9 protein-coding genes are annotated in these 13041 nt (G+C 35.8%); 4 read left to right on the top strand and 5 right to left on the bottom strand.

The window, feature by feature from the left end:
• Positions 1–140 precede the first annotated feature (140 nt).
• Positions 141–701: an exonuclease domain-containing protein gene (locus IC221_RS04305; RefSeq protein ID WP_188167779.1), complete on the bottom strand. Its 561-nt coding sequence runs from the start codon at positions 699–701 to the stop codon at positions 141–143.
• A 592-nt stretch (positions 702–1293) separates the two neighbouring features.
• On the opposite strand from IC221_RS04305, the gene IC221_RS04300 reads away from it, so the two are divergent.
• From IC221_RS04300 to IC221_RS04285, 4 genes are all read left to right on the top strand, one after another.
• A complete protein-coding gene (locus IC221_RS04300) occupies positions 1294–1692 on the top strand; it encodes an ACT domain-containing protein (protein ID WP_188167778.1) in 399 nt (132 codons plus the stop codon).
• A 395-nt stretch (positions 1693–2087) separates the two neighbouring features.
• Entirely contained in the window at positions 2088–2666 is a 579-nt protein-coding gene (locus IC221_RS04295) for an SMI1/KNR4 family protein (RefSeq protein WP_188167777.1), read from the top strand.
• Between the two features lie 508 nt (positions 2667–3174).
• Positions 3175–4479, top strand: a complete 1305-nt coding sequence (locus tag IC221_RS04290; RefSeq protein WP_188167776.1) for a protein kinase — start codon at positions 3175–3177, stop codon at positions 4477–4479.
• The gene (locus IC221_RS04285; protein WP_188167775.1) at positions 4479–5177 is read left to right on the top strand and encodes a PP2C family serine/threonine-protein phosphatase; all 699 of its coding nucleotides are present in this window, start codon (positions 4479–4481) and stop codon (positions 5175–5177) included. Before IC221_RS04290 ends, IC221_RS04285 begins: the two co-directional genes overlap by 1 nt.
• Before the next feature lie 290 nt (positions 5178–5467).
• On the opposite strand, the gene IC221_RS04280 is transcribed toward IC221_RS04285, so the two are convergent.
• The 4 genes from IC221_RS04280 to IC221_RS04265 form a co-directional block, all read right to left on the bottom strand.
• Positions 5468–7018, bottom strand: a complete 1551-nt coding sequence (locus IC221_RS04280) for a sulfatase (RefSeq protein WP_188167774.1) — start codon at positions 7016–7018, stop codon at positions 5468–5470.
• 269 nt (positions 7019–7287) lie between these two features.
• Entirely contained in the window at positions 7288–9288 is a 2001-nt protein-coding gene (locus IC221_RS04275) for a sulfatase (RefSeq protein ID WP_188167773.1), read from the bottom strand.
• Positions 9288–11213, bottom strand: coding sequence for a 7TM diverse intracellular signaling domain-containing protein (locus IC221_RS04270; protein ID WP_188167772.1), 1926 nt, complete (start codon positions 11211–11213; stop codon positions 9288–9290). Before IC221_RS04270 ends, IC221_RS04275 begins: the two co-directional genes overlap by 1 nt.
• Before the next feature lie 483 nt (positions 11214–11696).
• Positions 11697–13040, bottom strand: coding sequence for a hypothetical protein (locus tag IC221_RS04265; RefSeq protein WP_188167771.1), 1344 nt, complete (start codon positions 13038–13040; stop codon positions 11697–11699).
• Position 13041: the final 1 nt, after the last annotated feature.

The raw sequence follows: 13041 nt of genomic DNA, 5'->3' as shown, positions 1-13041 counted from the left end.
TAGGTCGTGGGTTTATGAGGGGAGCAATGACCTTAATATTGAGTTCAATTCGAGAAACTAAACTTCGGAAAGTATAAAATCATAGTACACTACGAGATACTATGATTTCACCCACTTCCAAACTTCCTGTATCAAGGTATTTATACTTTCAACACCCCTCTCCTATACAGCTCCATCACAATGTCGGCCTCATGGAAAGCATCGTCGGCTCCTCGGTGGATTTCTGTATAATCATTATCAGGGAAGAAAAAATCGTAAGCCTCTTCAACTTTTGGCCACTTCCATTTTTTATAATATTTATTCCAAGAAACCTTGCAAATATTAGTTGATAACTGCATTGGGCAATCCAATTTCTTAGGGAAAGAAAAGTTTCTGCTCTCTAAAAAATCAAAGTCAAAAGAACGGTTAAATGCCGTCGCTCCTAAAGTATAGGTACTAATAATTGATTGAATTTCTTCTCTTAAGTGTTCCAGGTTTTTACTGTATCGAATTTCATCAACGGTCATATATCCATTGCTCACAATCCAGCTATTTTCAACGCTTTCCAGTGTCATACCTTTCTCATGACACACTTTATCAAAAACAATTTGTTTGTCTCCGTTTCTCAAATCCAGCTCCACCATTCCAATCTCTGCAATATGCCCACCTTGATTGAGGAAACCTGTTGTTTCTATATCTATGATTAGTATTTTGTTATCCATTTTTTCTTTTATTTCAATATCACCCTCTCTTATTATTCTACCCCAAATTTAAAACATCAAGTTAAGGTAAATTTGTGTTTTTTGAAACGACTGTTCTTACCACCTACCTCCTTGATTTCACATTAACAACTAATAATCAGACTGTTCCATTTTCTTTAAATAATACAATAAATTGTTTCACGTGAAACGTTTTCAACAACTTTAGTCTTCTATTTATACTATTACATCTTAAAGTTTACCTTAAATTTGGGGTATTTTCTAACACAAATCACTCATTTTGAAGGGGAAAAATTATCTTTTCGTATAATTTTCATAAAAACCAAGTAGTCAGCGATTTAGGGTCATTCTTAGGAATATGATAAACAGCAGTCCAAAAACTGACTTGGTAATTGTTATAGTAGTTTGTTAGTCATAAGAGGACCTTTTTCTAGTAAAAATCATTTTGAAAAAAGAATCTTTTGTAGCTGACAAACCTCTGCACGAAAAACGATAATTTTCTTTTCTACCTAGGTAGAGCGAACTACTAATAACAAGAGATTAAATACTGTTTTAAGATCTTAAAAAAATGTGTTATTTTGGAATAAAAAACAAGATGACCGGAGAAACAAATTTATCTAAGTTAATTCAAGGAATGACTCCAAAACTCAATGATGGAGAATATGTCTTTTCAACCGTGAATGACATCAATAATATAAATCGTGATGATACTATTTGTGAATTCAAAGAAAAGGAAGGAACTACGATTGTCATTGAAAAAAAGAGGGCTGATGAATTAAATCTAAAGTATGATTACATTGCTTCATGGATAACACTCATGATTCATTCATCTCTTGATGCCGTTGGGTTAACAGCCATTTTTTCAACAGAATTAGCAAAGCATAATATAAGTTGCAACGTTATTGCCGGGTATTATCATGACCATATTTTTGTTGATAAAAAAAACGCTGATAAAGCAATTGAAGTCTTGGCTCAATTATCTGAAAATACATAGTATAGTTCATGTTCTTGATTATGGTTTTTGATTTGCAATTCATACGGAAGAGGAAATTAATAGTTTAGTCAAGTAAAATAAAGAATTATAACCTCTTAACTTTCCTTTGTTCTTTGTGTTTAGCTCACATAATTTGTTACTATGAAATACAATCTCCCATTTAACTTAATCACTTTCCCAAAAAAGGTTTAACCAACCTCATTTACTGCTCTTAAAAACCAATTCTTGATTTGTAATACATTAAACTGTAAATTGGAATCAGCTTTCAACAATCTAACAGCAAACTAAAAAGTGGTTGAAGGTCTTTTTTAACTATTGGATAAACGTCATTGTGTAATAAACTAGATAATTGACACGATGGCTATTTAAATGTTTTACCTCACTGATTATTAGAAATGGAAAAAATTAAATCAATTGTAGAGCAATGCCTAATTGAGATGTCGAAGGAGGAATTTTTTATGATGATACCTGATGATATTCCAGATGAAATGCTAGACAAATCAATAGAACCAAGTGAGGGTTATCAAGGGTGGAAACCAATTAATAGTATTATTGATGATAATGATCTAGATAAAGTTGAGTCAAAAATTGGTCATAAACTACCACAATCTTATAGAGAATTCTTGAAATACAAGCATTGGTTTGGACTTCGAATTCCTGACCATGCTGTTAATTTCCCAGATCACAAACCTGACAAGGAATTGAGTTTTCTCTCCGAAAAGGTCTTTGAATATATGGAACCTGAACTAATAATTGGTAAAGGCTATATTTATTTCGCAGACTTTGAAGATTATGGAATTCTTTGCTTCGATACCAACCACGAAAAGGAAAATGACGAATATAGAATTGTGTATATAAATCATGAAGACCTAGATGATATTCATCTCTATGCTAATAGCTTCACTGAACTTCTAGAGGCAGACGAAGAAGCAGGGAATAGGTTTATAGATAAACTGAATTCATATTACGAGTAAAACAAAATATTGATCCCTAAACTCTTCTCTATTCGTTGTTTTAAGCGAACTAGTATATACGATGAATGTAATAGTGGTTCGTAAGCCACAAGGCATTGTGGCTCTACAGGATGTACTTTCAATCTAGCAATTCGTTGAAACGAAAGAATACCCCTCTGTAGAGACGCAATGCCTTGCGTCTCACGGACCACAACACGAAACATTATCATCACCATTTTTAATGGTCAATAGCCATTCTTGATTTGTAATACATTAAACTGTAAATTGGAATTAGCTTTCAACGACCTAACAATAAACTTAAGGGTAGTTGTAGGGAATTTTTATTGGGTAAACACCACCTTTTACATAAATTACACTACCAATGCAAGGTTTTTAACCCATTTCTGAAACCAATAACATAATGTATTGTATGTAGCTATTTTTTTAGATGTTCAAAAGTTAATTGGATATTATCAGGTTAGTTGTGATTCAATTTTATACTTTTGTATTTTCAGCTAAAATTTCAACAATGAATTACAAGGAATTAAAAATAATAGGACAAGGAGGATTTGGGCAAGTTATACATGTTCAATCTGATGATGGAAAAGATTATGCACTAAAAAAATTAGTTATTCATCACTCTATGGCAGGTTATGCTGAGATGGCAAAAAAAAGATTTATTAAAGAAGCTATTTATCAGAAATTTCTTCAGCACCCGAATATAGTTAAAATAAATTATATCGATAAAGATAAAAATCCACCATTTTATATAATGGAATTAGCTGATGATTCAATGCAAAATGATTTTGATAAAGGTATTCTAAATAGTACAAATTTCATGGAATGTATCTATGATATAATGGCTGGACTTGAAGAGATGCATAAATATGGAATGTTTCATAGAGACTTAAAACCAGCAAATGTACTAAGATATGGTAAAAGGTATGCAATTGGTGATTTTGGTTTGTTTTCGTTGAATAAAACAGGAATAACTACATTAACTAAAACAGGAACAAGGAAGACATCAGATTTGTATACAGCTCCTGAAATAACTCAAGATTTGAAATATGCTAGTCCTCAATCAGATATTTATTCTCTTGCTTGTATATTACATGACTTTGTAGGTTCTACTCAACGATTAGCATGTCATGAAATATCTGAGTCTTCGAATTTTGGAGATATATTACGCATCGCCACAAGATTGGAACCTAAAAGGAGATTTCCGTCTGTAGCTAGTTTTAGAGAAGCATTAAATTCTATCTCACAAAAAGTAGGTGATATCCAAACAGAAAAAGCCGAAATAATTAAAGAAAATCTTGAAAAGCCTGTTGAGGAATTTAATAAAGCTGATGTTAGTGCATTATCTGATTTTTTAAGTTCGAATATAATTCAAGATGAGAAAAATATAATCATGTCTTTAATTTCACTAAAGCATATAGAAATTATTAATAAATACCCAGATTATGCTCCATATATAGCAAAATCTTTATTCAGTTATGTTAGAAATGGATCTTTTCAATTTGATTTTTGTGATACTTTAGCGAATAGAGTTGTAGAATTCATGAAGATTGGTTCAGTTGATATAGTTTCAGAAGGTATATTTGCATTATTATATATGGGTACTAATCATAATAGATGGTTTGTTGAAGGTATAGCCGTTACATATTTCAAAGGAAATATAGAACATCATTTACTCGAAAGAATAAAAATGGAATGTTTAGTTGATGGAATGAAGTTCTGTAGAGCTATCGACCATTTAATATCATCAATCAATGAGGATATCGAAAAATTCAATGAAGATATCCAAGAAATATATTATTCTATTTGTATATAATGGATTACTATAAATATACTAATAAGGGACCAAGAGCCATCAACGAAGATTCTCTTTATGTTGGTTTCCATTATAATTCTGTATTTGCTTCAATTGCAGATGGTGTTGGTGGTTTACCACATGGAGAAGTTGCAAGTAAATATGTTGTTGATAAGTTTTCCCAAAATATAACATCCGTTAACAAGCAAAGCTTTAGAGATTTATTAATCAAAACAAATAAAGAACTTGAGATTCTTGCAAAAAATGAGTTGAAAGTTGATTTTATAGCTACTACATTTTCTGGATTATATGCTAATAATAAAAGAATTAAAGGAATTCATATTGGTGATAGTAAAGTATTGTTGATTAGAGATGGAGTTATTAAAAACCTAACAACTGATCATAGTGAGTTAGGTAGATTATTAAGAGAAAAGAAAATCAGTCAAGTAGAAAGTAAAAATTATTTTAGAAAAAATATCATTGAATATGTTTTAGGTAATAAGAAGTATTTTAAATTTATGGAGTTTGATATTACATCTAAACCTAAAGATCGCTTAATTATCTGTACAGATGGTTTTTATGAAACTGTATCTGACGATATAATTCTTAGAATATCTAATAAAAATAAATCAATGCATGAAGTTTATCGTAAACTAGTAATTGAAGTTGAAAATAGCATATTGAGAGACAATACATCTTTTATTTGTATTGAGTTATAAATTTGAGTAGACTGCCATTCATTTTATTCCTTTAGAACTAGCTTTCAGAATACGAATTATATCAAAAATGGGCAAGTTCTTCTAAACTAATATTGAAAAGAACAAAAAAATAAAGGTGATGCAGAACATCACCTCTATCACTACACTACGATTGATTTACTAAGATAAATTACTTTACTTAACTACCTTTTCATCTACAGAAGTGTATTTCACTATTGAAATCCCTATCGAATTATTGAAAATTTTTCATTTTTTTGCTCAACCTTGGAAATTGATGCTATTAGAGGGGATTAATGTGCTTGTTTTTTCTTTTTCTTCTTACCTGTTTCACCGGCTTCTGCTCTCGCTTTTCTTTTTTCCGCTCTACGAATACGGTTCAACTCGCTTACATACTCTTGATGCTTCTCTGTAGCAGAGATCAAGTATTGTTCATCCTCTTTGTGATTGTACATGTCCAACATAGGATCCTCTGTTTTTTGCATGTATTCCAACATGGCTTTTTCAAACTCCGCTTGTTGCTTTGCGTATTTTGGAGAGTTGATCACATTATTTAAACCGTTCGGATCATTTTTTAAATCATAGAATTCTGAAACAGTTCTGAAAAGGCAGAAGTCTACACGCTCTTTCATCTCAGGGTTTGTTTCCGCTTCTGTTTTCATGGCTGTAAATGTTTTTCCATTGATCGATGACGTTTTGTATTGTCTACCTCCTACAGCCCAAGGAGAGAAGATGTACAGGTAATCGTGTGTTTGTACGGCACGCATTGGGAAGGCTTTGCTACCTGATGTTTCATTGTAATGCGTGTAAATCATGTCTCTGTCTTTTTGTTTCTTTCCTTTTAAAATCGGTAAGAAACTTCTTCCGTCTAATGTCGCTGGAATCTCAAGGCCTGTCGCTTCTAAAAGTGTTGGCATTAAGTCGACCATGGAAACCATGTCTTTTTCATTCACCTGCCCTGCCTGAATGTGCTTCGGCCATTTGACCATAAATGGTGTTCTTGTAGATTGTAAATACACATTAGATTTGGCGAATGGGAACGCCATACCGTTGTCAGACAAGAAAATGATGATGGTATTTTCTGTTAGGCCTTCTTCTTCTAAGGCCTCCAATAATGCTCCAACAGTGTCGTCACATCGTTTTACGGAACTAAAGTAGTTCGCTAATTCTTGTCTTATTTCTGGCATATCCGTTAAGAAACCTGGTACTTCCACTTCTTCTGGAGTATAGATTCTTGAAGGTCTTTGTCTACCGTTTCTTTCATAATTTGGACTGTCTACAAAAAATGGACGGTGAGGGTCATGTGAGTTCGCCATCATAAAGAAAGGTCTATTTTCTGCTTTGGCCTCTCCTAAAAATTTCTTGAAGTGCGATTTGTATAATTTTGGTGATCTACCTGATCCTAAATCTTTAGAGTCTTGTTGGTATTCCCACACATATTTTTCTACTTTTTTCGGTGTAGAGTGTTTTACTTTTCCGAGAATACCCGTTTTATAATTCTTCTGCTTTTTCAACTCTTCTGCCAATGTAGGCACTTCCGGTTTGGAAGGGAAAAAACCTGTCATACCACTATTGTTAGGGTAACAGCCTGTTCCAATTACTCCTCTTGATGGCATACAAACGGCAACTGTAACGTGGGCATTTGTAAATCGAATACCTTGTGAAGCGAGTTTGTCAATGTTCGGTGTGATGTCTTCTACTTTACTTCCATTGGCACCGATGGAGTTGAAGTCCATATCATCGGCAGTGATTAATAGGATATTCGGTGCGGAACTTTGTGCGAATAGTGAGCTGGAAAAAATGCTTACTAATAAGTAAAAACTAAAATTGATGATGCTTTTCATGATATTATTATTGAATGTCTCTTTAAAAATCATTGGTTGATGTATGCTTTCTAAATGCTACTTTCAATCATCCTTCTTCTTCATTTTTGTCTTGAAACAAAAACGAAGCAAAAAATTCAAGGCTTAGAATGCAAAAGCTAAATTTTATTCCATTCGCCTAAATGATTTTAAACTCGCTTTGCTCAAACAAGAAAATCATTCTTAACGGCTCTCTTCATAAAATTCTTAACGCTTTTCCCTTCAAGGCCGGATGAAGTAACATTCTACTTTCAAAGTTTATGATCTGATCGTGCTGTCACTTTGATTTCTCGTAATGGAAGGCCTTTTTCTATTTGAACATAATGATGGACTGTTGTTGCAATCACTATCCCTTTATGCCTTACTTCATAGGCGTCTACATTTGGGATGGGTTTCCATGTCAGTACTTTTTTGTTTTTGTCTTTGATACTGGAGAAAAGTTGGATTTGCTCTACTTTAGAAGCATCGTTGACGGTGATAGGTTCTGGATTTTTATTCCACCATATATCGTCTACAAATATTTTTGAATTCTTGCCTTTGAAGACAATTTCCAATCCTTTCACCTTTCCTTTGAATTTGGAATAGTCGAAGACAAGGTCCTGCCACTGTCCTGTTAGTGTGTAAGATTGGACTTGATGATTGAATTCGGTTTCGTCTCCTAATTTTAAATGTACTTCTACTTCAGTTGCTTTTTTAGCGTAGATTTTCAAATGGCAATACCCTAATTCTTTGGGCGACATTGGTGCATGTGAAACACGGATTTTTGAAGTACTCTCTCCATGTTCCAATTCCAAAACATGTTCACTTTGATTCAATCCTTTTTTGTGAGGGTTTTGAATCACTTCTACTTGCTGGAACTGCTTACTTTCAAAACGTTCAGGGATGATTTCTTCAAAAGTAAACTGGTTATGTACTTTGTATTTTCCTACTGCCGAAGGATTCCAACCCCAAGCAATTTTTGAATTATTCTGATCCCAATGGGCATAGATGGTTTTCAATTCCTCTACTTTTTCAGGGTTCTTTTTATACAAGTCTTCCTTTTCGTAAGGGTCTGCACTGATGTGGTACAGTCTTTCCTTTTTGGCTTTCTTATCGTAAAACAGTTTCCAATCCCCATGACGAACGCACCACTTGTTGGCATTCTTCCAGAACAGCTGATGGTGTGGCTGATGTTTATCCGTGGTGACAAATGGAATTAAATTGACACCATCAATGTGTACCGGAAGAGGAATGCCCGCAAATGATAATAATGTAGGATAGATGTCCATACTCGATACCATAGGTTCATAGATTTTCCCATTAGGTAATTGTGCAGGGAAGTGCATCAAGTAAGGCGTTTTGATTCCACCTTCAAATAAAGTCCCTTTCTCACCGTTCAAGGGTAGGTTGAGAGAAGCGTTATCGCCAGGTTTTCCTCCATTATCAGAGATAAATACGATCATGGTGTTCTCGTATATCCCTTTTTCTTTTAATTTTTGAATGATTTTTCCGATGTTCTGATCCATGACATACTGCATGGCCACAAGCTTTTTTCGGTTAGGATCTTTGATATGATCAAACTTTGCCAACACTTCCTGAGGTGCTTCCAATGGCGTATGAACGGCATTAGGGGCCCAATACATAAAGAAGGGTTGTTGTTGATCGTGTGCATCAATATAATCAATGGCCTTCTGACCAAATAAATCCGTCAGATAGGTCTTTGGGGTTTTGATGGGCTGATCATCTTCCATAAAAAATTGAGAGCATTCGTCTTCAAAATAATAGGAAGAAGCACCACCCAAGAAGCCATAATAATGATCAAATCCTTTTTGAAGCGGTAAGTAATTTCGATCCTCTTGCCCTCCCAAATGCCACTTTCCGATGGCTACAGTCGCATATCCCTTCTCCTGTAATTTTTCGGCAATAGTGGGGAATTGATCTGAAATACCCGGCACCACTTCTGGAGAAGGGCGGAAAGGACCTGGATTGTCTTTAAAACCAAATCTCTGCTGATAGCTTCCCGTCAGTAGCGCTGCGCGTGAAGGACCACAAACTGGTGCAGTAACGTAACCGTTTTTAAAGACTACGCCTTTTTCTGCTAACTTATCAATGTTTTTGGTAGGAATATCCTTACTCAAATGATGATACCCTACATCTGCATACCCCAAATCATCGGCAACGATAATCAAAAAATTGGGGCGGTCTTGTGCTAAAGATGTTCCACTTGTCAGCATCAATAGCCATAATATTCTTTTTATAAGTACCTCTTTCATTAGGCTTGCTTCTTTTCGTCTATTTCAATGGTATTGTTTTCTTCAATGGTGAAATTCGGAATGAGCAGTTTATTCTCTTTCGCTTCTTTCACTTTGGTCTTAAACTTCGAAATTGTATTTCTCGACATATTAAGCATTTCACTCAACTCAATATTGCGGTAGGCGCCGGGTTGATAAAGTGTGATGTAGGAAAGGTAAAAGGCTTTGGTTAGATCAAACTTGACGCCATGAAAAACCGTATTACTAGTCACCGAATCTACGTAACCGCACTTGGTACAACGCATGGTAAATGTCTGTCCTGTCTTAGAACCTGAACAGTTTCCACATTGCTTACATTTAAAACCATTACTCCATTTTTGCTTAGCCAAATAACGCTTACAAGCCGTTGCATCTGGGAATAAATCTTGGAATTCGGTCAGTGTGACCACCTGATTGATAAAGCGTTTCTCAATGACTTTTTTGATTTCATCTTTCAGGTTGTAGTTGGTGACATCGAGCTTGTAATTGGTTTTTCCCAGCTTCTCTGCTCTTTGTGAAAGTTGTTGATTCAATTCCTCCAACTGCATTTCTCTTTTCTGTAACTCCTCCGTTCTCTCCTTTACTTTTTGCTCCAGTTCTTCATTGACTTTATTACTCAACTCAATGTTCTTCTTCTGCTCTTCAATCACCTGTTCGTGCATCAACTCCGTTATTCTTTGCTGATTCAAAAGCTTACGTTGTGCTTGGTGTTCGCTTTCTTTTAAAAGACGTAACGTGTCATAAAGAGCAAAAGAGAAAGCCAACATTTCAGCAATGACTGACATTCTGAAGCCATAAAAAGTGAAGAAGTTATGAGGAATCACACCATACCATTTCATGTACCATATAATGCACCCGATCAGCAGAAAACTAATCCCCATGATGTAATAGGGTGACATGGTGGATTTGCGGTAGATACTGGTCAACCCGAAAAGTAAAACGGGCAAGGTGATCACCAACGAGAGTCTTCCTTCTGAGGGAACCTCGCCCATGATAGTCAAAACCAATACCAGAAACTGAATGCCGAAAAGTACATTGATGGCAATATGATAGGATCTTGTCAAGTACTTTTTATCTACGACTTCTCTAATAAAATTGGTCACTGTCAGAGATACCGCAAAACTCAGAAAGGCATTGATAAAGGTATTGATGGCTGGCGTTTTGGGCCATAAAAATTGGAACGCAACACCGTCGTTGGTCATACTATACAGACACACCACCACGATATGACCGATATACGCAATGTATTTGAAATCTCGGATACTCGTCCAAAGCAAAAGTGAATACACCGCCATGATGATAAAAGCACCATACTGTAAGCCAAACCATAGGTATTCTTTGGTAGAGTACTGCACAAAACGGTTGATGCTTCGGAAATTCATATGAAGGTCCACTTTCTTATTGCTATTGATCTTGACAAAAATTGGTTTTGAAAAATCGATATCGTGTGTCAGTGGAATGACGAAGTTTTTGTGATCATACCTTCTTTTTGCATAAGGATGAGAGGCGCCCATGATTTCCTTTTTCAGACTGCCGTCCAATAATGGAAGAAAAACGAAGATCTCTTGTATTTTCTGATCGTAGATTTCAATGAGCCAATGCTTGGCGCTGTTGTGATCAATATTGACTTTAAACTTCAACCAGTAGTTGGCCTCATTGTCATAATCTGCTTTCGAATAATGATCCGTTACATCAAATTTTGGATTCCTGACCAGCATTTCTTCGTAAGAAATCAAGCGTGTGCTGTCTTTCCAATAGGGAATGCTTTCTAAGTTCAACAGTTGTTGCTGAATAGAATCGTCGAGTCCAATCACCACTTCATTGGGGCGTACCTCCGCTGAAAGCATCAGCGGAGTCGCCAAAATAAAAGCGATGATTGTAATGATATTTCGATGTAACTTTTTCATTATTCTTTCATTTCTTCTGTCAATGTTTGAGAATGTGGTTCGTTTGAAGCCACCTCTCTAAAATATCGTCAGCTATCCGTTAATCTTTTTACAAGCTTTCAACATCCTACTTTCAAACTTCCTTCTTCTTCATTTTTGTCTTGAAACAAAAACGAAGCAAAAAATTCAAGGCTTTGAAGTCAAAAGCTAAATTCCATTCCTCTCGCCTAAATGATTTTAAACTCGCTAAAGCTCAAACAAGAAAATCATTTTTAACGGCTCAATACATGAAATTTTTAACGCTTTTCCCTTCAAGGCCGGGGGAAGCACTACCAAACGATTTGTGTAGAAAATCCCCTGGCGCGAATGTTAAGCGAAAGCGTCATTCGTGTCCTACAGATCATCAGAAGTCTCCTGACTTCTAACTAACATCTTTCGAAGTCAGGAGACTTCGCCAATGTCCTGTTCCAAGTGACGCTATCGCTTAACACTTGAAACATAGGTCTAATCAAATAGCAAATACTTGCCGGTGACTTTCAATTGATCCAATCCCATATAGCCACTATTGGTTGCTCCCATGTGTCTGTAGAGGACCACTATTTTCATTTTAGCGTCGTTGATTTTTACACCTGCTTCCGCATTATGGTGAATAAAGAACCAACCCTTTTCAGTTCTTTCATGCTCTGCTGTAGTGTATACCAATGGCCAATCATCGATTTTTGAAGCTACGTCATTATTTGCTATTGCTTCATTATAGGCGGTTTCTCCTACGGCTCTAATTTCGATTCTTTGATCTCCAGTAATGTCTACGCCGGCGTTGAAAAGTACGCCTGTTTCGGTCATGATGGTTTGGAGATTTTCTGTATCAAATGAACCTAGAGGGACCATCATATGCTCTGCTTGAGAGTTTTCTTCCAATGTTCTAGCATAGCACCTTGTGATGTAGTTTCCATTTCTTGATTGGTCAGGATGGTTTTTCTTTTCACGGTTGATGTTCCACCAAGTCGTAGCTGAAGTGATTTCTGGTCCTGAAATCTGCTTGAAGAACATGCCTTCAAACTCAAATTCAGTTAATCCATCTGGCTTGTAATTGGACGTAATTTCCATTTCAAACAATGGTCTTTCTACCGTTGAAGCCACTTTGGTATGGAAGTACAGCATTGGCTGTTCTTGTGCTTCGCCGTATTCATTCTCAGCTGACAAAACCACTGTATAGGTGTTTTGCTCCACTGCTCCTGTAAAATACAAATAACCCGTGGAATGTAATAATAATTGAGTGCCTTCGGGTAGTGCCGGAGTAATGTCGATTTTTACATCAGAAGTCTCGCATCTTACCACGTTGACTTTCGCATCTGTCACAATAGAGGAAAGAGGCTGGCCTGTATTATCAATCAATAATTCGATATTCTCATCCTCTGCTTCTATGGAAACAATCGGTCGCCAATCCTCCAAAACAGCTCGGTAGGCATTGGTAAATGCTGTCGTTCCTACTTCATTGTTGAGCATTACATCAATCAAATAGGCTCCAAGCTTTGTAGAGTCATGAGGAGTGTATTGGATCACGCCCGTTTCTTGATTAATGGAGAAAGGGTTGATACTGTCTTCGACCACTGTCGTGTCTGAAGCCTGAATCCATGCCACTTTGGAGATATCATAGTTCAATGCTCCGTCCGCCATAGTTTCTGGTGCCACCCCCTCAAACGAGAGTGTGAAAGGCTTTACCACATCATTTTGATGATACAATAATGTTTGAGGAGCTTCGGCAGGTAACGTGAAGTCTACATCATGCTCTGTTAAACAAGCCGTAAAACTCAACATTGCCACTATATTTATAAGTAATTTTTTCATG

Origin of the sequence: Flammeovirga sp. EKP202, assembly GCF_014534745.1 — a bacterium.
Taxonomy (GTDB): domain Bacteria; phylum Bacteroidota; class Bacteroidia; order Cytophagales; family Flammeovirgaceae; genus Flammeovirga.
The sequence above is the reverse complement of the archived record's forward strand: the minus strand, read 5'-3'. Positions and strand labels throughout refer to the sequence as shown.